This is a genomic window from Peptoniphilus indolicus, assembly GCF_900454665.1.
Classification (GTDB): Bacteria; Bacillota; Clostridia; order Tissierellales; family Peptoniphilaceae; genus Peptoniphilus; species Peptoniphilus indolicus.
This window is the reverse complement of record NZ_UGTH01000001.1, coordinates 330,562-352,300: the sequence shown is the minus strand read 5'-3', so window position 1 is coordinate 352,300 and position 21,739 is coordinate 330,562. Positions and strand designations below refer to the sequence as shown.

General features: G+C 32.1%; 18 protein-coding genes, 1 tRNA gene and 2 other annotated features. Of the genes, 15 read left to right on the top strand and 4 right to left on the bottom strand.

The annotated features are described in order from the left end of the window. Positions 1-14 precede the first annotated feature (14 nt). Both DYE58_RS01790 and DYE58_RS01785 read left to right on the top strand, forming a co-directional pair. Positions 15-695: a GntR family transcriptional regulator gene (locus DYE58_RS01790; protein WP_004822075.1), complete on the top strand. Its 681-nt coding sequence runs from the start codon at positions 15-17 to the stop codon at positions 693-695. Between the two features lie 18 nt (positions 696-713). Continuing rightward, a complete protein-coding gene (locus DYE58_RS01785) occupies positions 714-2,000 on the top strand; it encodes a 2-hydroxycarboxylate transporter family protein (RefSeq protein ID WP_115311959.1) in 1,287 nt (428 codons plus the stop codon). A gap of 215 nt (positions 2,001-2,215) precedes the next feature. On the opposite strand, the gene DYE58_RS01780 is transcribed toward DYE58_RS01785, so the two are convergent. Continuing rightward, positions 2,216-2,291 (bottom strand) — tRNA-Thr (locus tag DYE58_RS01780). Positions 2,292-2,496: 205 nt separating this feature from the next. On the opposite strand from DYE58_RS01780, the gene DYE58_RS01775 reads away from it, so the two are divergent. Then, positions 2,497-3,798: a sodium-dependent transporter gene (locus DYE58_RS01775; RefSeq protein WP_115311958.1), complete on the top strand. Its 1,302-nt coding sequence runs from the start codon at positions 2,497-2,499 to the stop codon at positions 3,796-3,798. 58 nt (positions 3,799-3,856) lie between these two features. Here DYE58_RS01775 and DYE58_RS01770 read toward each other — a convergent pair whose 3' ends face one another. Further along, positions 3,857-4,399, bottom strand: a complete 543-nt coding sequence (locus tag DYE58_RS01770) for a biotin transporter BioY (RefSeq protein WP_004822083.1) — start codon at positions 4,397-4,399, stop codon at positions 3,857-3,859. A 198-nt stretch (positions 4,400-4,597) separates the two neighbouring features. Here DYE58_RS01770 and DYE58_RS01765 point away from each other — a divergent pair, with 198 nt between their 5' ends. The 6 genes from DYE58_RS01765 (at position 4,598) to DYE58_RS01740 (ending at position 11,909) form a co-directional block, all read left to right on the top strand. Next, positions 4,598-5,389, top strand: coding sequence for a type III pantothenate kinase (locus tag DYE58_RS01765; RefSeq protein WP_004822084.1), 792 nt, complete (start codon positions 4,598-4,600; stop codon positions 5,387-5,389). Next, a complete protein-coding gene (gene dusB, locus DYE58_RS01760; RefSeq protein WP_004822086.1) occupies positions 5,379-6,320 on the top strand; it encodes a tRNA dihydrouridine synthase DusB in 942 nt (313 codons plus the stop codon). The genes DYE58_RS01765 and dusB overlap by 11 nt, the downstream gene beginning before the upstream one ends. Before the next feature lie 337 nt (positions 6,321-6,657). After that, positions 6,658-6,888: a binding site (T-box leader), on the top strand. A gap of 63 nt (positions 6,889-6,951) precedes the next feature. Beyond that, positions 6,952-8,136, top strand: coding sequence for a YkvI family membrane protein (locus DYE58_RS01755; protein WP_115311957.1), 1,185 nt, complete (start codon positions 6,952-6,954; stop codon positions 8,134-8,136). A 71-nt stretch (positions 8,137-8,207) separates the two neighbouring features. Further along, positions 8,208-8,436, top strand: a binding site (T-box leader). A 74-nt stretch (positions 8,437-8,510) separates the two neighbouring features. Then, positions 8,511-9,677 (top strand): hypothetical protein, encoded by a 1,167-nt coding sequence (locus DYE58_RS01750; protein WP_004822090.1) that lies wholly within the window; start codon positions 8,511-8,513, stop codon positions 9,675-9,677. A gap of 15 nt (positions 9,678-9,692) precedes the next feature. After that, positions 9,693-10,754, top strand: coding sequence for a branched-chain amino acid aminotransferase (locus DYE58_RS01745; protein ID WP_004822092.1), 1,062 nt, complete (start codon positions 9,693-9,695; stop codon positions 10,752-10,754). 45 nt (positions 10,755-10,799) lie between these two features. Then, positions 10,800-11,909, top strand: coding sequence for an iron-containing alcohol dehydrogenase family protein (locus DYE58_RS01740; protein WP_004822094.1), 1,110 nt, complete (start codon positions 10,800-10,802; stop codon positions 11,907-11,909). An 810-nt stretch (positions 11,910-12,719) separates the two neighbouring features. On the opposite strand, the gene DYE58_RS01730 is transcribed toward DYE58_RS01740, so the two are convergent. Together DYE58_RS01730 and DYE58_RS01725 are read right to left on the bottom strand one after the other, a co-directional pair. After that, positions 12,720-14,291, bottom strand: a complete 1,572-nt coding sequence (locus DYE58_RS01730) for a zinc ribbon domain-containing protein (RefSeq protein ID WP_115311955.1) — start codon at positions 14,289-14,291, stop codon at positions 12,720-12,722. Between the two features lie 100 nt (positions 14,292-14,391). Further along, positions 14,392-14,694, bottom strand: a complete 303-nt coding sequence (locus DYE58_RS01725) for a hypothetical protein (RefSeq protein ID WP_004822102.1) — start codon at positions 14,692-14,694, stop codon at positions 14,392-14,394. Between the two features lie 151 nt (positions 14,695-14,845). On the opposite strand from DYE58_RS01725, the gene dnaX reads away from it, so the two are divergent. From dnaX to DYE58_RS01695, 6 genes are all read left to right on the top strand, one after another. After that, positions 14,846-16,483, top strand: a complete 1,638-nt coding sequence (gene dnaX, locus DYE58_RS01720; RefSeq protein ID WP_004822103.1) for a DNA polymerase III subunit gamma/tau — start codon at positions 14,846-14,848, stop codon at positions 16,481-16,483. Positions 16,484-16,508: 25 nt separating this feature from the next. Beyond that, positions 16,509-16,847 carry a YbaB/EbfC family nucleoid-associated protein gene (locus tag DYE58_RS01715; protein WP_004822105.1) on the top strand — a complete coding sequence of 113 codons (339 nt, stop codon included), beginning with the start codon at positions 16,509-16,511 and terminating at the stop codon, positions 16,845-16,847. Between the two features lie 2 nt (positions 16,848-16,849). Next, the gene (gene recR, locus DYE58_RS01710; RefSeq protein ID WP_004822106.1) at positions 16,850-17,461 is read left to right on the top strand and encodes a recombination mediator RecR; all 612 of its coding nucleotides are present in this window, start codon (positions 16,850-16,852) and stop codon (positions 17,459-17,461) included. A gap of 144 nt (positions 17,462-17,605) precedes the next feature. Beyond that, positions 17,606-19,516, top strand: a complete 1,911-nt coding sequence (gene ftsH, locus DYE58_RS01705; protein ID WP_425451998.1) for an ATP-dependent zinc metalloprotease FtsH — start codon at positions 17,606-17,608, stop codon at positions 19,514-19,516. Positions 19,517-19,679: 163 nt separating this feature from the next. Next, on the top strand, positions 19,680-20,447 hold the full coding sequence (locus DYE58_RS01700; RefSeq protein ID WP_115311954.1) for a DeoR/GlpR family DNA-binding transcription regulator: 768 nt from the start codon (positions 19,680-19,682) through the stop codon (positions 20,445-20,447). Positions 20,448-20,454: 7 nt separating this feature from the next. Next, a complete protein-coding gene (locus DYE58_RS01695) occupies positions 20,455-21,732 on the top strand; it encodes a four-carbon acid sugar kinase family protein (protein WP_004822114.1) in 1,278 nt (425 codons plus the stop codon). The last annotated feature ends 7 nt before the right edge of the window (positions 21,733-21,739 follow it).

Sequence of the window (21,739 nt, the reverse complement as noted above, 5' to 3'; positions counted from 1 at the left end):
ATAGGAGGGGTTTTATGATTACATTAGCTGAAAATTTATATTTAGATTTGAGAAAGAGAGTAGTTGCTGGAGAGTGGGATGTCGGACAACGTATTAATGAAAAAGAGCTGGCAGAGAGTTTACACGTATCCAGAACTCCTCTTAGAAAAGCATTACAAGAAATTTGTAAAGAAGGTTTATTAGATTATACTAAAAACTTTGGCTATCATATAAAGCTAATTTCTATAGATGATGTAAATGAAATTTATAAGATAAGAACATCACTAGAAAAATTGGCATTTAAAGAAGCATCTAAAAACTTAACTAAGAAAAGTATAGATGATATTAATAAAATTTTAGAATACTCGGAATTTGCAGCCTCAAAAAAAGACAGTGAAAGTTTGATAAAGTATTCAAATGAATACAACGAAGAAATTTATAAGTTGGCTAAGATGCCAAGACTTAGAATTATACAAACAGGGTTACAAAACTATTTATCAAGATTTAGACAGATCTCATTCAGTGGAGATGAGGGAGATAGAAGTAGGCTTGCAGTTGAAGAACATCGCCTAATATTAGAAGCGATGATAGGGAAAGATGAAGCTAAATTAAATGCTATTATAGAACAGCATTTAAACAGGTCTTATGAGTATATAGTTGAAATAGTAAATTATGAAAATAATAAGGCCAAAGAGATGGAAATTGAAGACAATTGATTTGAGAAAGGGGAAAATATGAACAAAAAATATTTCGGTATGAGTATTCCAATGCTATTGGCACTCTCGATAGGGGTTCTTGCAGCAACTTATCTTGGAGTTTTGACAACTGATATAGTTGGCGGAGTTGCACTTATGTTAGTAATAGGGGTAATCCTAAATGAGATAGGAGATAGAATCCCTATTTGGAACACTTATGTAGGTGGTGGACTTGTATTAGCATTCTTAGGTACAGCGGCATTAAAAGACTATAAAGTGATTCCTGAACAATATATAGAGCTTATGGACCAAGTAACATCAGATATGGGAATTCTAAATTTATTTATAATTGTATTGATAACGGGTTCAATATTGGGGCTTAATAGAGAATTAATGCTTAAATCATTTGCAGGTTATATACCAGCTATATTAGGCGGTTTAGCTGGAGCTAGTTTATTAGGTATCTTGGGTGGCATGGTGTTTGGAGTTAGTCCAACAGAAACCCTTATTAAATATGTACTACCAGTTATGGGTGGGGGAAATGGAGCCGGAGCAGTTCCACTTAGCCAAATCTATGAAAGAGTTACAGGAAACTCAGCTGGAGATTATTATTCATTCGCAATAGCAATCTTAACAATAGCTAATATATTCGCAATAATTTCAGGTGGGGTTTTAAATAAAATCGGTAACTCAAAAAAATCTCTAACTGGTGATAAAACTAACCTTATGAGAAATAGTAGCGAAATAGTTTACACAGAAGATAATTATGAACCTGGAATTAAAGAATATGTAGGAGCAATGTTATTAGGGCTTACATTCTATCAAGTGGGTGTAGTATTCTCTAAGACATTATGGCCAATGGTATCAACGCAAGTGCCAATTCACCAATTTGCTTGGATGATAGTTTTTGTAGCATTAGCTAATGGACTTGGAATTATTCCGGGAGAACTTAGAACGGCGTGTAAGAAAATGCAAACATTCTTTACTAAAAACATGATTTTAATCATCATGGTTGGAGTTGGAGCAGATACATCGCTATTTGAATTAGGAGCAGCAATAACTTTAAGTAATACAGTGATGGCTCTTCTAATAGTTATAGGAGCTATACTAGGTTCGGCTATAATCGGATACTTTGTAGGATTCTATCCAATAGACTCAGCGGTAACAGCAGGTCTTTGCATGGCAAACAGAGGAGGTTCCGGAGATATAGCAGTTCTTGGAGCAGCAGACCGTATGGGGCTTATATCATACGCACAATTGTCATCAAGACTTGGCGGGGGTATGGTATTAGTAATAGGAAGTATAGTCTTTGGATTACTATTATAAAAAATAAAAAAGATATAACAAAGGGTGAGCTTATAGTTGAGTTCACCTTTTAAAATGTTAGAAAATATGTATTTAAGAAAAAATAAGCAGAAAGTAGAAAATTATCTTTAAATGAAAAAGAGCATCTGTATAAGATGCAACTTTATTTTTTATTTATGCTTGTCGTCAGTTTGTACCAATACACGCCGTTTTCCACCGACTACCAAGGGCTTAAATGGAGCTAACGACGGGACTTGAACCCGTGACCTCTACATTACCAATGTAGTGCTCTACCTACTGAGCTACGATAGCAAATTATAAATTAATTATAAATTTGATTGTAAGGACTAATTTAAATTGACAATTTATTTTACACTTAATAAATACTATGTAAATAATATAATTGTTATTTAAAATTATGTCAATAATCTTTAATATAAAAATATTTTCGATAATCTTCTCTATATTTATTGTCTATTTTTAAAATTTACTCTATACTCTTCAATGAGGTGATAATTTGAAAAAAAATGAAGGTTTCAGCTCCATTTGGGGCTTTATTTTAGTTGCAATAGGTCTTGCACTAGGTATAGGTTCTCTTTGGAGATTTCCTTATGTAGTAGGTGCTAATGGAGGCGCTATTTTTATACTAATATACATTGCAATAATATTGATTATAGGTATTCCTCTAATGACTTGTGAGGTTGCTATAGGCTTTCATACTCAACGCACTGCAATTGATGCATATAAGACTATTGCTCCTAAATCAAAATTTTATTTAGCTGGATATTTACACTTAATAGCAGCAGCTCTAATACTTGGGTATACCGCACCTATTTATTCGTGGATTTTTAAATACTTAATTGTAAGTTTCCAAGGTTCTTATATGGGGCTTACTCCTGATGGTGTAGTAGAATTCTTTAATGACTTCAATGCTGACAAGACTCAAGTGTTTTTATTTTTTATAATAAATTTGCTATTAAATATTTTTGTATTAATTTTTGGAGTACAAAAAGGAATTGAGAGAATCTCTAAAATCCTTTTACCAATATTATTTTTGATTATGGCGGTTGTAATAATTTCAGTTCTTAGAGTTGATGGGGCTATTGATGGAGTTAAATTTTTATTTTTACCTGATATATCTAAATTTACTCTTGATTCACTTTTAACTTGTTTAGGACAAGCTTTCTTTGCTCTTGGATTGGGAATGTTGGGAAGTATGGTTTTCGGTTCATACATCAAAGATAAAGATGAAAATATATTTAAGAGCTCTTCTCTAATTTGTATTTCTTTAATTTTCGCAGGTATTCTTGCAGGACTTATGATACTCCCTATGGTATTTGGAACTAATTTAGAAGTTACAGAAGGTGTTAGTTTGAGTTTTTTGACCCTACCTAATGCATTCAATCTTGTACCCGGGGGATATTTCTTATCCATACTATTTTATTTAGGATTTTACATTGCAGCATTTACTTCTTCAGTTGGAGTTTATGAAGCGATAGTGGGGCTTTTAACTGAAAAGTATAGCTTAAATAGAATTACAGCTATTTTAATCAGTGCAGTACCTATAGTTATAGTAGCTTATCTTTCAATCAACAACGATGCTTTATTTGGAATGTTTGATGTCGTAGAAAGTAATTATATTTTAGTTTTCAGTTGTCTTGCGATAGCTATATTCTCTGGCTATGTTTGGGGAATTGAAAATGTAATTGAAGCTAGCAATATTAAAAATGAATTTGTGAAGAGTTGGATGAGAATAAGTATAAAATATATAACTCCAGTAGCTATATTGATAATATTTTTATCACATTTCTTTAAATAATATAAATTAAGTAAACAAAAAAGGTAGATAGAGAAATTTCTCTATCTGCCTTTTTTGTTTATTTATATTGTATTGCATTTTTTATCTTAGGTGCGATGGCAGTAGCGATTGCCATCTTAAGTAAATCCCCCGGAATAAATGGAATAAGTCCAAGTTGCAAAAGGCCTGTAATTGTACCGGGTGCTTTAGACATACCAGCCAATATATAGTACATATATGGGATTCCTACAATGTAAAATATAATTTCACCTACAACAGTTGCAAGAAATATTTTTTTATAATCTCTTGAATCTCCAACTATTTTAGAAATTACATATGAGCCTACAACAAAACCAATTAAGAAGCCGAATGAAGGTTTGAATACAGTTTGTAGACCGCCGGTAAATTGAGCAAATACAGGAAGACCTGCCAATCCAATTAATAAATATATAAGTACACTTAGTGCAGCATCTTTAGCCGGCAATAATAATGCGGCCATAATTACAAAAAAGTTTTGAAAACTAATCGGAACAGGGCCTATTGGAACAGAAATAAAAGCTCCGACACAAATAAGTGCTGTAAATAATGCAATTCTAACTATGCGAGTTGTGTTTTTAGTCATGATAGACCTCCTTTAATAACTACATATATTTTAAAGCCGGTTAACGCTAATGTCAAATTAAATTTGATTGTAAACCTAAATATAATAAAATAAGAAAATTTATTGAAAATGATAAATTTAATAGATATACTTAATGAGATTGTAAATTTGGGGTAAAAATAAAAAATCATAAAATATACAAACAAGTTAGGAGAGACGATGTTATTAGCAATTGATGTAGGAAATACTTCTATAGTTTATGGTATATATCAAGGTGAAGAATTAATACAAAATTTTAGAATAGCAACAGTGAAGACGAGGTCTTCTGATGAATATGGAATGATATTTCAAAATACTCTATCAAATGCAGGAATAGGGTTGAATGAAATAGAAAATGTAATAATATCTTCAGTTGTTCCGAATCTTATGCACACTTTACCATCAATGATTATAAAGTATTTTGGTAAAAGGCCGATAGTGGTCAATGGAGATTTAGATTACGATTTAAAAGTAGAATATGATAACCCAAGTGCTGTAGGAGCTGATAGAATTGTAAATGCAGTAGCTGCACTCGAAGTATATGGAGGACCTTGCATAATAATAGACATAGGCACAGCTATGACATTTTGCGTAGTAGACAAGGACAGAACATATAGAGGGGGGCTTATTTTCCCGGGGATTGGAATTGCTGCCGAAGCACTTTTTGAAAGAACTTCAAAATTACCGAGAATAGAAATTAAAAAGATTGATAAAGTAGTTCAAACCAATACTGTTTCATCAATGCAATCAGGATTATATCATGGATATAATGTTTTGATTGATGGAATAATAGAAAGGATAATAGATGAAGTGGGCTTTGAAGAAAAGAGTACAAAAATAATTTCAACAGGTGGATTTTCATCTCTTTTAACTCATGAGTCAAAGTATGACATAATAATTGATAAATACTTAACTCTTGATGGGCTCAGAATGATATATGATATGAATAGGGATAAGATTTTTGGAAACTAAAATATTTGCATCACTTGCACCTCTTGCAGGGTATACAGACATAGCTTTTAGAGAAATTTGCTCGAGAATGGGAGCAAGTGAAGTTGTGACTGAAATGGTGTCCTGCAAGGGAATAGTGTATGGCGACAGAAAGACAAATGATTTATTAAAGACTTCTCCAAATGAAAAAAATGTTGTGGTACAACTTTTTGGAGATGAACCATATTTTATGGCTAAGGCGGCTGAAATTGTATCTAAATTTGATTTTATAGGGATAGATATAAATATGGGATGTCCTGCGCCTAAAATTGTGAAAAATAATTCTGGCTCTGCGCTATTAGATCAACCCAATTTAGTATATGAAGTAACAAGGGCAGTTGTGAATGCTACAGACCTTCCAGTCAGTGTGAAGATTAGAAAGGGAATAAGAGAAACTAATTCTATGGAAGCGGCGAAGGAGATAGAAGCAGCAGGGGCCAAGAGAATAACTGTTCATGGAAGAACTCGTGAAGAATACTACACGGGAGTTTCTGATTGGGAATATATATCAGAGATTGCAAAACTTGTTAAAATTCCTGTGATAGGTAATGGGGATGTAGATTCTTATCAAAATGCTTTGGAAAAAGTTATGAGCTATGGAGTGAATGGTGTGTCGATAGGTAGAGCAGCTATAGGAAATCCGTTTATTTTTGAAGAGATAGCTACTAAATCAAGAGGCGAAGAATATTTTGAGCCAAGCTTTGTGGATAGAATTGAAAAGGCGAGAGAGCATTTAAGACTTGCAGTTGAATACAAAAATGAAAGATTGGGCGTGCTTGAAATGAGAAAACAGTTTGTGGGTTATTTTAAAGGTATGCCTGGTTCAAAAGAAGCACGAGACAATATAAACAGATTAAATTCTTACAAACTTATAGATGAAGAATTACTTAGGTTTGAAGAAAAGTTTATTTAAAAATTTAATTAGATTTTTATTAAAGGTAGAGTTTATCTCTGCCTTTTTATATTTTAAAATTATTTTGAGTTATTTGACTAGAATAAGTAATTTTATTTGACTTTGAGCTTTTGTAATATACATGGTAATGATTTGCATATTAAATATAATAGTGAAACTATAAATTTAAAAATTATAATTTGTAAAAAATTTTTACCGGATATTTTAATAATTAAAGAGAAATAAATTTAAATTAGTCAAAAGTTTAATTTGATATTGCAATTTAGGTTGAACAAAAAAATTTTTATTTTTTGAAAATTTTACTTGCAAAAAATTTTTTTAGGGAGTAACATATCATTACTAAGTTTTGAAGTGGAAAAGTAAATGATTAAATTTCTATCAGAGAGATACTGGTTGGTGCGAAGTATCAGAAAAGAATTATTGAAAATCACCACTGAGCTGTAATGCTGAATTGAGTAAGTATTATCGGGAGCTCCCGTTACAGAGCTATTCATTATTGGATCAGAGTGCATCATAAAGATGAAGAAGAGTGGTACCGCGGAGGATTATATAGTCTTTCGTCTCTTTTGTTAAAGGCAATAGAGGCGAAGGGCTTTTTTTATTGCCTGTATAAAATATTGGAGGTAATAAGATGTTGAAAAGATTGTTTGGAAAAGATGGTGGGATGTATGGTGTTGTTTCAATAGCACTTGTACTTTTTTCAGCTCATGCAGGTGGAGGATTTGCAACCGGAAATCAAGCTAATACTTATTTTGTAGGACTTGGTTGGACAGGAATTGTGAGTGCTGTAGTGGCAATGCTGTTATTAACGGCAATGTTAAAAGAGGCAATGACAATGTATAACAGTAGAGGTTTGAAGTCGTATAAAGAACTTTTTGAAACGTTGTATCATCCATTTGATAAATTGGAGATAGCTTTTGAAGTATTTTATTACATCATGGTAGTTATGGTAGTTGCAACTACCATATCAGGAGCTGCAAGCGCCATTAAAGAATATTTTGGGTTTAGCTATGCGTCGGGAGTGGTTGCAGTAAGCGCATTGACTCTTGTGTTGGTGATATTTGGAGCGAGCGTAGTAAGAGTGGTTGAAAGTTATATGGGGTTGGTCATTTTAGTGACATCACTTGTTATATATGCAGTGGGAAGTTTTAAGGGGGATGGAATTTTAAATGTATTGAGACTTGACTTTGCAAATAGCGGTTTTGATAATTTACCTAAAGCTTTTATGAATGGGTTTATATACGCAGGATTCCAATGTGTTCAAATTCCAGCTATGGTAGCTTGTGGAGGAGTTCTAAAAAATAAAAATGAAGTTTCAAATTCAATGAAGTTATCGGCAGTTATAAATGCTTTAGCATTGGGATTATCAGTTGCAATGTTATTATCTTGGAAATCATATTACACAGTGGTTGATGGTGGAACTACACTTCCGACACTTACAGCTACAAAGGCGATGGGATATGAATGGATGACGGTATTTTACGCTATATCATTAATACTTTGTTTAGTATCTTCTGCAGTTTCTATAACCTTTGGATTTGTTGCAAGATTTGAAAGCGCATCTGTTTTAAAACGTGTAAGCGATGTAAAGGTTCGTAGATTTTTGGTAGCAGTATTTATATTGGCGGTTTCAATGCTTATATCAATGGCTGGTTTAACTAATATAATCAAATACGGATATGGTTACTGTGGATATGTGGCAATAGTATTAATAGTGGTTCCACTACTAACTGTTGGAGCATATAAGAATAAAAAATATTTAAGCGAGCGAGAATATAAAAATTTTGCAAATGCTGAACCTGTAAATGAAATTTGAAAACTGAATAAATTTGATAAAAAAATTGCTGAAAGTACTTGAAAAATAATTTTGTCTCTGCTATAGTTCTATAAAACGTAACGAAATGAAGCAGTAGATGGAATCAAACTACTTAGAGAGGTACTGGTTGGTGCAAAGTACATGGGGAGATCTGTTGAACTAGTCATTAAATGGCTGTCTTGAAATTAAGTAGAGATAGACGGGAGCTCCCGTTACAGAGCTATTCATTATTGGATCAAAGTGCATCATAAAGATGAAGAAGAGTGGTACCGCGGAAGCTTTCAGCCTTTCGTCTCTTTTGTTATAGGCAATGGAGACGGGAGGCTTTCTTATTGCCAAAATAGCTGAAAAGTAAAATTTTGGAGGAAAAGAAAATGGAAAAAAGTATGAAAGCAAGTAGCAAGTCAATTTTTACAGCAATTTCAGTTGGGATGGTTTTATTCTCAGCACACGCAGGTGGCGGTTTCGCCACAGGAAATCAAGCAAATACATTTTTTATAAGTTTGGGTTGGCCGGGAATTATAAGCGCAATATTGGCAATATTTTTGTTGACGGCAACAATGAGAGAAGCGATGATAATGTTTAATCAAAGAGGGATTAGCTCATATAAAGAACTTTTCAAAACATTGCTTCATCCGTTTGATAAATTGTCAGTATTTTTTGAAATATTTTTCTACATCATGGTAGTAATGGCAATCGCAGCAGCAATATCAGGAGCAGCAAGTGCTCTTCAAGAGTACTTTGCCATAAATTATCAGTTTTATGTTGTAGTAGTTGGGATGTTGGTTTTGTCATTGACAATATTTGGTGCAAATTTAGTTAGAAAAGCAAGCACATTTATGGGAATGGCAATTTTGATAACAGCAGTAAGTATATACACTCTTGGAAGTTTTCAAGGAGAAAATTTTGTAACTGTACTTACAAAAGACTTTGGAAGTTGTGGATTTAAAAACTTACCAAAAGCAATTTTAAATTCATTCGTATATGCAGGATTTCAATGTGTAACCCTTCCAACAATGATAGTATGCGGAAAAGTTTTAGAAGATAGAAGTCAAGTTGGCAAAGCTATGAAATTTTCATTTGCAGTTAACTCAATAGCATTAGTATTGTCAATTGTGATGTTAAATTCATGGAAGAGTTTTTATACAACTGTTGAGGGAGGAACAACACTACCTACTTTGATGGTAACAAATGCAATAGGTTGGAAATGGTTGTTTGCAATTTATGGAGTGTGTTTGGTGCTTTGCTTAATCTCAACAGGAGTAACAACTACTTTTGGATTTGTATCAAGATTTGAAAATTCAAAATTACTTAATAAGATAGCAAGTCAAACTAAGAAAAGAGTTATAGTTGCAGCATTTATAATCACTGTTTCAATGGCGATTTCAATGGTTGGACTTACAAATATAATTAAATATGGATATGGCTACTGTGGATATTTGGCGATAGCTGTAGTAGTAATTCCATTTTTAACAGTTGGAGTATATAAAAATAGAACTTATGGGAAAGTACCATCATCAGTATTAGGTACAGTTGAGTAAATTTAGGAGGATAAGATGAATATAAGATTTGAACAAGCAGAAACTTTAAAGGAAAAACCACAAGGAGCTCTAGGATTTGGTAAAAAATTTACAGACTATATGTTTGTAATGGATTGGAAAGAAGGCAAGGGTTGGCATGACGAAAGAATTGTACCTTATGCACCAATGATTATTGATCCGGCTGCAATGGTACTACATTATGCACAAGAGACTTTTGAAGGACTTAAAGCATATCGCGGGAAAAATGGAGAGGTATATCTTTTTAGACCTGATATGAATGCAAAGAGATTTGAAAAATCTAATGAGCGTATGTGTATGCCAAGTGTACCTGAAGAAATGTTTGTAGAGGCTATAAAGGAATTAGTTAAAGTTGAAGAAGCTTGGATTCCAACAGGTGAGGGAGAATCTTTATACATCAGACCTTTTATGTATGCAAATGAAGTTGCATTAGGTGTAGACCAAGCAGATAATTATAGATTTATAATTGTGCTTTCACCAGTAGGAGCATATTATCCTGAAGGAGTTAATCCTATAAAAATATATGTAGAAGACGAACTTACAAGAGCAACGGTTGGTGGAACAGGATTTGTAAAATGCGGTGGAAACTACGCAGGAAGTTTAGCAGGTCAAATGAAAGCTAAAAAACTTGGATATACTCAAGTACTTTGGTTAGATGGAGTTCATCGTAAGTATGTTGAAGAAGTGGGTTCAATGAACGTAATGTTCTTGATAGACGACGTTGTTGTAACAGCTCCAATCGAAGGAACTGTACTTGCCGGAGTTACAAGAGACTCAATCTTACAACTTGTAAAAGATTGGGGATATAAAGTTGAAGAACGTCATTTAGAAATATATGAACTTATGAAAGCTGGAAAAGAAGGAAGACTTCAAGAAGCTTGGGGTACAGGTACAGCAGCTGTAATATCTCCTATAGGCGAACTTTTCTATAAAGGAGAAAAAGTAGAAGTAAATGAATTTAAGACAGGCGAACTAACTCAAAAATTGTACGATACTTTGACAGGAATTCAATGGGGAGATGTTGAAGATGAACACAATTGGAGAGTAGTGGTTAAATAAAATTATAAATAGATTTTAAGTAAAAATACGGGAGAATAAATATAGATGAAAACAGTAAAAATGAGTAACTATAGCGTTTCAAAAGAAGGATATCCACATTTAGAAAAAGTTTGTAGAGATTACAACTACAATAAAGTAGTTTTAGTTGGTGGAAAGAGGGCGCTTCAAGCAGCAGCACCTAAGATAAGAGAAGCTCTTAAAGATTCAGATATAGAAATTACCGGAGAATTTGTATACGGTGAAGAATGTACAATGAGCAATGTTGAAAGATTAAAAAATAGAGAAGAAATTCAAAATGCAGACGTAATATTTACAATTGGCGGTGGAAAATCTACTGACACTGGCAAAATATTGGCGGCACAATTAAATAAAAATGCTTTCTCATTCCCTACAATCTGTTCAAATTGCTCAGCAGTGACAGCAATTTCAGTTGTATATAATGACGATAGAACTTTCTCACACTATGAATTAATTCCGGCACCAGTGCATATGTTTGTTGAAACAAGTATAATTGCCAATGCACCTGAGGAATACCTATGGGCAGGGATAGGAGATGGACTTAGCAAGCAACCTGAAGTTGCATACGCAACAAAGTATGCAGAATTAGATCACATAGCAAGAATGGGATTAACACTTAGCAAGAGTTGTGAAGCACCTTTCTTAAAATATGGAAAGCAAGCTATAGAAGATTGCAGAAACAATAAATCTACTCAAGCAATTGAAGAAGTAGCAATGGATATACTTGTTGCAACGGGATATGTTTCAAATTTAACTAATCAACCAGAGTACTATTACAATTCTTCTCTTGCACATATTTTCTACAATGCATCAACTGCTGTTCCAAGAGACAAAGAATATCTACACGGAGAACTTGTTTCATTTGGTGTGCTTGTGCTACATGCATATGCAGAACAATTTGATGAATTGGATAAAATTGCGAAATTCAATAAATCTATAGGATTACCTATCACACTTGAAGATGTTGGTTTAACTTATGATGATTTAGAAAAATTAGCAGAAGTAGCACCTAACACAACTGAGTGGAAGAGGGCAGTAACAAATCCTTTAACAAAGGAAAGATTTATAGAAGCAATGAAAACTGCCGATGAGTACGGAAAAAAATTAAAAGCAGAAAGACAAGAAGAAATTGCATAAACAATACCGAGTGTGGCTTAGCCACACTTTTTTATTTACTTAGTTTAGGTATTTGAGAAATAGAAAAAAATTAAATTTTTTGATAGAAACATTTCTCAATACTGCATAGAGAATATAAAGAGTTAGTAAAATTAATAATAAATAAAAATAGGGGTATAATTAAAATTACTATAATACTAAAAATAGAGGATTTAGGATTCAAAGATAAAAAGTATAATACACTTTTTATTGTAGTTTTGGATGAAAAGTTTATTAAAAGGGGAGAATAGAACAAATGAAAAATAAAATAGTTATGATTTTGTATTTTATAATAATGGTGGGATGCATTCCTATTTTCTTTTCAGGGTTATCTAATTTATATAGATTCATAACAACGTTAAATTATTATATACTCAGTCCATTCTCTTTTCCTTTACTAGTTTCATTACCATTGGTTTATAAGAGCAGAAAGCTATTTTTAGGATATATTTTATTATTTCCATTAGCTTGGAATATCTTTTTTATTTTTTACTTTTTTGATGATCATAGTTACATTAGTATTATATCTTTTATAATAGGAGCTTTAACATCAATATATTTAAAAATATTTTTTGAAAGTGTGTAATTTAAAGTTAATACTACACTATAAAAATTAGTATAGAAGATTTACAATTAAATAATATATTAGATTGATTGGCATAGACAGTAAAAATTACCATTAGAGAATAAAATATAAGTTTTCATAAAAATAATAGTTTGACAGGTATGTATAGTATGATTATTAAAAATATAAGCACAAAAAAACCAAATCGAATTTCGACTTGGTCAATTTTATACTAATATGTCAGTAAACATAAATATAATTTTTCCGATGAACTCAGATATTATGAATAGTATCATGTACCAACCTATAAAATCTATCTTATTAGTTTCTTTTAGTTGGTTGTGAAATTGAGAAACCGATAGACAAGTTGCAAACAAAACCAAAACTATTGTTGCAACTGGAAATGCCGTAAAGGCTGATAGAGTTTTAAAATAAAATATTCCATACCAAGGAGAGAAGATAAACATAACGAGCATAATTATTTCAGAAAGAAAATAATTTATAAGTGCAAAATGTTTAATCTCGCTATAACTCGAATCAATCCAAGCTTTTTCTGTAGCTAAATTTAGTGGGATGTAGAATTGAGCTAACTTGATTAGAATTTTAATCACTAGTGAAAAAACAATAATAAGAGAAAAGTTATTCCATTTCACAACACTTATTACAACAGGTATGATAGATAGTAAGATTGCAAATATTAAAAGTTGCTTTTCATTGAGTTTAGTTGCAATAGTGTGTATACTTCTAAGTTTTTGAAATACTAAATTAGTCTTCATAGTTTCCGAGATATCTTCTAATGTATGATGATCTTTAGAAATATTTGCCTTGCTTAGTTTAAATGGGTTATCTTTTTTTTCTTTATTTAAGTTTTCTTTAGGTTTATCTTTATTTGTAAATTTATTTTTAAACTTGTCTATAAATTTTTCTTTAGTTACAGATTTTTCTGAACTTTTTTCAAGTTTCTTTTCTTTGACAGGCTCAGTTTCTTTTTTTACAGTTTGCTTTTTATCAGATGATTTGGTTTTACTATCTTTTTTTGTTTTTTCGTCAGCTTTATCTTTTTTATTTGACGGTTCATTTTTTACATCAGATTTAGATTTTTCCAACTCTGCATTAACAAGCTCTGTAAAACTTTTATAATCATAAGAAGATATCTTTTTATCAAACTCTTTATTTGTAGTATCTTTTTTATTTGTCTTTGACAATTCCTCTTCGATAACATTTATAGGAGGTATGTCCATTGTATTTTCAAATGTTTTAACCTCCGGTTTAGTGAGTTCAACTTTATCTAAATTTTCAGTGTCATCTTTTAGAGAAGAGAATATAGAAAATTGGTCATCATCTTCATTTATAAAGTCCCTAAATTTTTCTCGAAAGCTTTTTTTATTAGGAGTAGATTTAGGTGTTGATTTTGTCGTTTTTTGAGTTTTTAGTGGTTCTTCTTTAGTTGAAGCGTCTAAATTTTCTTTTTTGAAATTAAGTTCATTGGTCAAGCTAAGATCTTTAACTTCTTTTTTATTTTCTTTAGAAGGTTTTTCAGAACCTTTTAGAATAGAAGATTGTTTTTGATAGTCAGATATATTTTTAGATATTTTTTCATCTACTGCCTTAATAATATCTTTTAATTCACTTGTAGAATCTATACCGGACAAATTTGTCAGAGGCTTAAAAGTTCTTGTTTCTTGCTCTGAAGTATTATTTTCGATAATTTGTATTTTCACATTCTTTAAACTAGTTCCGCAATTAGAGCAGTAGTTATCAGAAGATTGAACTTTATTTCCACAGTTAGGACAAAACATTAAATCACCTTCTTTTTTAATTTATTATAGCATATTAGTAAAAAAAATTGCATTTAAAAAGGAAAGCCCGAATTGAGCCTTCCTAACTTTTGAAAGTTTCTTATTTTGCTTCAGTTTTAGCTTCGTCAGCTGCTTCTTCAGCAGAGTTAGCTGCTGCTTCAGCTTCAGTAGCTGCTTCTTCAGCCTTGTTAGCTTCTTCAGTTGCTTTGTTAGCTTCAGCTTCTTCAGTTTTAGCTTCGTTAGCTGCTTTGTTAGCTTCTTGAGCTGCTGCATTAGCTTCAGCTGCTGCTGCGTTTGCAGAATTAGCTGCTTCTTCAGCTGGTTTTTTAGCTCCACAAGCTACTACACCTAACATCATAACTCCTACAGTTGCTATACTTAACATTTTTCTAAGATTTGTCATTTTTAAATACCTCCTAATTTGTATGCTAAGATAATAAGCTATTTATGTGAAAATTAGGTGTTAGTTAAGTTAAATTTCTATAATAATAAATAATTAATTATTTAAAAATAAGATTTAAAACATTATGCTATAATTTAAATAGGAGGACTAAATGTATCAAGCACTTTATAGAAAATATCGTTCAAAAACATTTGAAGAGATAGTTGGACAGAACCATGTCACGACAGCTCTTAAAAATCAAATTATAAATAATGAATTTTCTCACGCATACCTTTTTTCAGGAACAAGGGGAACTGGAAAGACTTCTTGTGCAAAAATCCTATCAAGAGCAGTCAACTGTGAACATCCGGTAGATGGAAATCCATGCAACGAATGTGAATCTTGTAGGTCAATTCTTGAAGATAGAGTTATGGATGTTGTCGAGATGGATGCAGCATCTAATAATGGTGTAGATGACATAAGAGAATTAAAAGATAAAGTTGTCTATCCACCACAAAATTTAAAATACAAAGTATATATAATAGATGAAGTTCATATGTTGTCAAAAGGTGCATTCAATGCTCTATTAAAAATATTAGAAGAGCCACCAAGACATTTGATATTTATTTTGGCGACAACTGAACCTGAAAAAATTCCCACAACAATTTTGTCAAGGCTTCAAAGATATAATTTTAAGAGGATAAGTGAAGATGAAATATCTTCAAATTTAGAGAGAATTTCAAAAATAGAAAATAGAGAAGTTGAACCGGAGGTATTTGAGTTAATAGCAAATAGCTCAGATGGGGCAATGAGAGATAGTCTTTCGCTTTTAGACCAGTTGTTTTCTTTTTCAGATGAAAAATTAACATACGAAAGAGCGATTGATATATTGGGTATTGTTTCGAATAAATTTTTATTCAATTTATCGGATGCTATAATAGAAAGAAATCTTGCACAATCACTGGCTGAAATGGATGAACTGTATAAAGCGGGAAAAGATATAACAATTTTGATAAGTGATTTGATAACCCACTTTAGAAATGTTATGGTTATAGGTGCAACTAATTCTGAAACTTTAGTGCACACCAGCCAATTTGAAGAATATAAAAATCAAGCTGAAAAAGCAGGAGCAAGTAGAATAATAGAGATAATCAAGATATTAAACAACACTCTTTCTAATATTAAATATTCAATGGACAAGCGTGTAATGATTGAGATGTGTCTTGTTGAATTGTGCACCCAAGTTACAGATGTAGAGTTGAGGTTGAAAGAATTAGAAGATAAATTAAACTCTATAAGTATTGGCAATTTGGATTTAAATAAATTCAAAGACAATAGATTTCAGTCCAATGAGTCTAAAGTAGTTGAAAGAGCAAAAGAAAAGCCTGTTGATAGGGCAGTGGCAAATAAGGTTGAAAAAGATGAGCATGAACAAGTTTCAAATGACACTATAAAAACCACTAAAAAAGGTGAAGTTTCTTTATCAACTCAACAGCTAAAATCAGAATGGAATCAAGTGATTTCAAATTTAAAAAATAGAAACAAAATGTCAACGGCGGTATTGTTAGATAAAGTACGTGATATGGAAGTTCTAAATGGAACAGTGGTACTATATTTCGATGTAGTAGATGAAATGTTTTATAAGATGAGTTCGAGAGATGAAAATAAAACCGCACTTATAGTTCTATTAAAAGAGACCTATGGAGATTCAATTGAACTGAAATTGGAAATAAAAGATTTAAAAAATAGAGAACAAAGTATAGAAAAATTGAAAAAACTTGTCGGCGAAGAAAATATTGATATAATTTAACTATAAGAAAATTTAGGAGGATAACATGGCAAGAGGATTTGGTGGATTTCCGGGCGGCGGAAATATGAATAATATGATGAAACAAATGCAAAAGATTCAAAAACAAATGGAGACTTTGCAAGAAGATTTAAAAAATCAAGAAGTTGAAGCTTCATCAGGCGGTGGGGCAGTAAGAGCAACTGTTAATGGGAACAAAGAACTTATAAGTGTTAAGATAGATCCTGAAGTTGTGGATCCGGAAGATGTTGAGATGCTTGAAGATTTAATTGTAGCAGCTATTGGTGAAGCAATGAGAACAGCCGATGATAAAGTTAATTCTGAAATGGGTAAAATAACAGGCGGTCTTAATATTCCGGGGCTATAATAATGGCAAAACGTGCAAAGTCTATTGAACAGTTAATATCTCAACTAAATAAATTGCCGGGCATAGGAAGTAAGACAGCTCAAAGATTGGCATATCATGTAATAGACATGAAGGACGAAGAGGTAAGAGAACTTTCAAATGCCCTGCTTGAAGCAAAACAAAACATACACAAATGTGAGAAATGTCAAAACTTCACAGATGAAGAGGTTTGTGATATTTGCAAAGATAACACAAGAGATATGAGCACAATATGCGTTGTGGAATACCCTAAAGATGTTGAGGCTTTAGAACGTAGCAATTGTTATCATGGATTATATCATGTACTACATGGGACAATTTCTCCATCAAGAGCAATTCATGCAGATGAACTAAGCATAGGCAGTTTGATAAAGAGACTTGAAACAGAAGATATAAAAGAGATAATTGTTGCGACAAATCCAACAACTGAAGGAGATACAACGGCCCTTTATATTTCAAGGTTGATTGAACCGCTTGGGATTAAAGTTTCAAGAATAGGATACGGTCTTCCCGTTGGCGGAGATTTGGAATACTATGATGAAATTACAATCTCAACTGCACTTGAAAACAGAAGAACTTTAAATAGAAATTTGTAAATTTTAAATTATATAAAAGTCAGAAATATTGAAAATTTCTGACTTTTATATATTAATTTTTTATTTTCAAAATAAAGGTTAAATTTGGTCAGAAAAATGGGTATAATGTTATCACTGCAAATATTTTAGTTGGGGAGTGAATAAATGGCAGATAATAAAGATATGAAAAATAAAGATAAAGATAAATTTAACAACTTAAAAAATCCTAGGAATATCTACTATATTTTGGCAATAATTGCGATACTTTTAGTTCCTTTTATGAATAGGTTTTTACAAGAGAAAAAGCCTGAAGTCAAAGAAGTATCTTATGACCAATTTGTAAGTATGATAGTAAGTGGAAAAGTTAAGGAAGTTAGTGTAAAAGATAGAAACTATACTTTTGAAGTTTCAGATTCAAAATCTGATAAAACTATAGAATATAAGACAAATAGAGTTGAAGGACATCAAGGTATAGTGGATTTGATGCTTGAAAATAATGTAAAAGTGAATAGAGAGTTTACTAAAGAAGTTCCTGCTCCGGTGGCGATGTTTTTATCATTCCTATATACTTTCGGAATGATGGTACTTCTTTATATAATACTATTTAAATTTGTACTGAAAAAATTCGGTGGAGAAGGTGGAATAGGCCCAATGCGTTTTGGAAAGAGCAATGCAAAAATCTATGTTGAGTCAACAGACGGCATTACTTTTGAAAATGTAGCCGGGCAAGATGAAGCCAAAGAAGCTTTGACAGAAATAGTTGATTTTCTACATCAACCTAAAAAATATACTTCAATAGGTGCTAAGTTGCCTAAGGGAGCTTTGTTAGTAGGCCCTCCGGGGACTGGTAAGACACTTCTTGCAAAGGCAGTTGCCGGAGAGGCAAAAGTGCCGTTCTTTTCAATTTCAGGTTCTGAATTTGTAGAGATGTTTGTTGGACTTGGAGCTGCCAAGGTCAGAGATTTATTTAAACAAGCTCATGAAAAAGCACCTTGTATAATCTTTATAGACGAGATTGATACAATAGGTAAAAAGCGTGATGGAGCAGGTTTTGGTGGAAATGATGAAAGAGAACAAACTTTAAATCAGTTACTTTCGGAAATGGACGGGTTTGAAGGTAATGATGGAGTTGTAATATTAGCAGCTACAAACAGACCGGAGTCATTAGATCCGGCGTTGTTAAGACCGGGTAGATTTGATAGACGTGTACCTGTGGAACTTCCGGATTTAGCCGGAAGAGAAGCAATACTAAAAGTACATGCAAAATCAATAAAAAAAGAAGCTGACATAGATTTCAATCAAGTTGCAAGATCTACTGCAGGAGCAAGTGGAGCCGATTTGGCCAATATGGTAAATGAAGCGGCATTAAGGGCAGTTAGAGAGGGCAGAAGTCTTATGAGCCAACGAGATATAGAAGAGTCCGTTGAAGTTGTCTTGGCCGGATACGAGAGAAAGAATGCAGTAATTTCTCCAAAAGAAAAAGAGATAATTGCATACCATGAAGTTGGACACGCACTTGTTGCGGCAAAACAGAACGGTTCAGCACCGGTTCATAAAATTACAATCGTTCCTCGTACATCAGGAGCTCTTGGATATACTATGCAAGTTGATGAAGAAGAAAAATTCTTGATGAGCAGTAAAGATTTATTCAGTCAAATAGTAACTTTGACAGGTGGAAGAAGTGCTGAAGAATTGATTTTTAATTTGAAGACATCAGGAGCTTCAAATGACATAGAAAAAGCTACTAAAATAGCAAAGACTATGATAACCAGGTTCGGTATGAGTGATGAATTTGGTTTTGTGGCAATGGAAGCTATGACAAATCAATATTTAGGGGGAGATTCCTCACTGACAGTTTCACCTAAAAAACAAGCTGAAATAGATGATGCAGTATTTAAAATAGTAGAAAAAGCTCATCTTGAAGCTGTAAATATATTAAAAGACAATATGGAAGCCCTTCATGAAATTGCAAGGTACTTGTTAAAAGAAGAAACTATAACAGGGGAACAGTTTATGGATATATTGAAAAAATTTGACAACATAGATGCTCCTACTGATGCGATAGAAAATAATTAAAATTAAAAATAAAATAGATAGTGTGTCAAAAAATAGTATTTTTGATGTACTATCTATTTTTTTTATGCTGATTAATGAAAAAAAATAACAAATTTAACAAAATATAACAACTTTTATTGACAATGCTTTTTTATCTGATTAAAATCTAAATTAGGTGAAGACTATGAATAAAGAAATCAGAACTAAAGAAATTTATAGACAACTTAAGAATTCTGAATTTATAACTATTGAAAAATTAGCTGAAAAATTCAATGTCTCTGAGATGACAATAAGAAGAGATCTATTGGAACTGGAGCAAAAAGGTCTTGCAGTAAGAGGAATAGGCGGGGCTTATCCAAGCAGAGCATTAGATGTAGAAGTTTCTATAGATGAAAAGAAAGTGAAAAATATTAACAAAAAAAGAAAAATTGCAGAAGAGGCAATTAATCTGATTAAAGAAGATATGACAGTTTTCTTGGACTCGGGTAGTACTTGTTATGAATTGTCTAAAAAAATCAAGCTAAGAGATTTTAGTCATCTAAATGTGATAACTCAAGACTTATCCATTATTAACTATTTAAAAGAAACATCAGGAATAAATTTAATAGTTTTAGGAGGATTATTGAGTAACGAAACCAATAGTATGAATGGGATACTAACTCAACTATGTCTTGAAAGACTTTCTGCAGATATAGCTTTTTTAGGTGCGTCAAGCATATCGAATGATTTAAAAATTTTCACTCCATCTGAGAATAAGATTTTATCAAAAATTGAAATGGTGAAGAATTCAAAAAAATCTATTTTGATTGCAGATAGTGGGAAGATAAATAATTCAAATTTGTACTATGTTCACGATGTAAAAGATTTCGATTTATTTATAACTGACCAAGGTTTAAGTAGTGAATTTGAAAAAAGATTAATAGAATCTGAAATAAAATATATGAAAGTTTAGGTGCTATATGGCAAAAGTTGTAATGGTAGCAGATGATTTAACAGGGGCAAATGCAAATTGCTCCCTAATGAAAAAGATAGGGCTGACGGCATGCAGTCTTTTAAATTCTTTTAATGAAATTCCAAGTGATATGGATGTTGTTGCATACACTACTAATTCAAGGGCTATTGAACCTGAAGAAGCCTATAAAAGAGTTAGAGAAGGCTTAAAAAAATTAAAAGATGACGAAGTTATTTTATATTCTAAGAGAATAGACTCAACTTTGAGGGGAAATCTTGGAAGTGAATTGAGAGCATTTTTAGATGAACTTGAAGACTATATCGGAATTTGTGTTCCGGCATATCCAGACAGTGGGAGAATTGTAGTAAATGGAACTATGATTGTAAATGGTTCTCTACTTATGAATACAGATGCTGGGAAGGATTCAAAAACACCGGTATTTTCAAACGATGCAGAAACTTTGTTATCGAAGAATTTAGAAAATCAAGTCAAATCTATATATTTAGAAGACGTAGAAAAAGGTGTAGATTATATAGCTGAATTGATAAAAAGCGAAAAGAAAAAAGGCACTAAATTGATTATTTTTGATGGAGTATCTAATAGACATTTAGAAGAAATATCAAAAGCCGTAGTTGTTTCCAAAGAAAAATCTTTTGCAGTAGACGCAGGACCATTTACTAAAGTTTTAACACAGAAGATATTAGAAAATGAAGGCAAAGACAATAAAGTATTGATGGTTGTAGGCTCTGTAACAGATATAACTATAAAGCAAATTAATGAAACAATATTTGACCACAATGTAAAAGTAGTAGAAGTTGACCCGTTAAAATTTGTAGAGGAAACTGATTTAGAAACTTATATGACAGAGTTAGTTAGAGAGTCAGATACTCAGTTATTTGAAACAGAAGTTTTGATGATAACAACCACACCTTATAGAGACGGTCAAAGTAGATTAGATTTAAAAGAAATTTCAAAAAGATTAAACATATCAATAGATGATATATCAATTAAAATTTCAAACGGGCTTGCAAAACTGGCGAGCAAAATTTTGAAATTAGAGCATAATTTTTCGGGCGTATTTTGCACTGGAGGAGATATTACTGTTGCCCTTTCAGAAGAATCAGGCGCAATAGGAATTGAAATAAGAGAAGAAGTTTTACCTTTGGTTGCGTACGGAAGAATTATGGGCGGGTATTTTCCGCAACTTAGAATAATTTCTAAAGGAGGTATGGTAGGAGATAAATTTGCAATGAGTAAGTGCATTAATAAGTTAAAAAATATTTGAGGAGGAA

What these genes read in the sequence shown, in the direction of transcription:
- DYE58_RS01790 (WP_004822075.1), top strand. Translation starts at nt 15, where the DNA reads ATGATTACATTAGCTGAAAATTTATATTTAGATTTGAGAAAGAGAGTA.
- DYE58_RS01785 (WP_115311959.1), top strand. Translation starts at nt 714, where the DNA reads ATGAACAAAAAATATTTCGGTATGAGTATTCCAATGCTATTGGCACTC.
- DYE58_RS01770 (WP_004822083.1), bottom strand. Translation starts at nt 4,399, where the DNA reads ATGACTAAAAACACAACTCGCATAGTTAGAATTGCATTATTTACAGCA.
- DYE58_RS01765 (WP_004822084.1), top strand. Translation starts at nt 4,598, where the DNA reads ATGTTATTAGCAATTGATGTAGGAAATACTTCTATAGTTTATGGTATA.
- DYE58_RS01755 (WP_115311957.1), top strand. Translation starts at nt 6,952, where the DNA reads ATGTTGAAAAGATTGTTTGGAAAAGATGGTGGGATGTATGGTGTTGTT.
- DYE58_RS01750 (WP_004822090.1), top strand. Translation starts at nt 8,511, where the DNA reads ATGGAAAAAAGTATGAAAGCAAGTAGCAAGTCAATTTTTACAGCAATT.
- DYE58_RS01745 (WP_004822092.1), top strand. Translation starts at nt 9,693, where the DNA reads ATGAATATAAGATTTGAACAAGCAGAAACTTTAAAGGAAAAACCACAA.
- DYE58_RS01740 (WP_004822094.1), top strand. Translation starts at nt 10,800, where the DNA reads ATGAAAACAGTAAAAATGAGTAACTATAGCGTTTCAAAAGAAGGATAT.
- DYE58_RS01730 (WP_115311955.1), bottom strand. Translation starts at nt 14,291, where the DNA reads ATGTTTTGTCCTAACTGTGGAAATAAAGTTCAATCTTCTGATAACTAC.
- DYE58_RS01725 (WP_004822102.1), bottom strand. Translation starts at nt 14,694, where the DNA reads ATGACAAATCTTAGAAAAATGTTAAGTATAGCAACTGTAGGAGTTATG.
- dnaX (WP_004822103.1), top strand. Translation starts at nt 14,846, where the DNA reads ATGTATCAAGCACTTTATAGAAAATATCGTTCAAAAACATTTGAAGAG.
- DYE58_RS01715 (WP_004822105.1), top strand. Translation starts at nt 16,509, where the DNA reads ATGGCAAGAGGATTTGGTGGATTTCCGGGCGGCGGAAATATGAATAAT.
- recR (WP_004822106.1), top strand. Translation starts at nt 16,850, where the DNA reads ATGGCAAAACGTGCAAAGTCTATTGAACAGTTAATATCTCAACTAAAT.
- ftsH (WP_425451998.1), top strand. Translation starts at nt 17,606, where the DNA reads ATGGCAGATAATAAAGATATGAAAAATAAAGATAAAGATAAATTTAAC.
- DYE58_RS01700 (WP_115311954.1), top strand. Translation starts at nt 19,680, where the DNA reads ATGAATAAAGAAATCAGAACTAAAGAAATTTATAGACAACTTAAGAAT.
- DYE58_RS01695 (WP_004822114.1), top strand. Translation starts at nt 20,455, where the DNA reads ATGGCAAAAGTTGTAATGGTAGCAGATGATTTAACAGGGGCAAATGCA.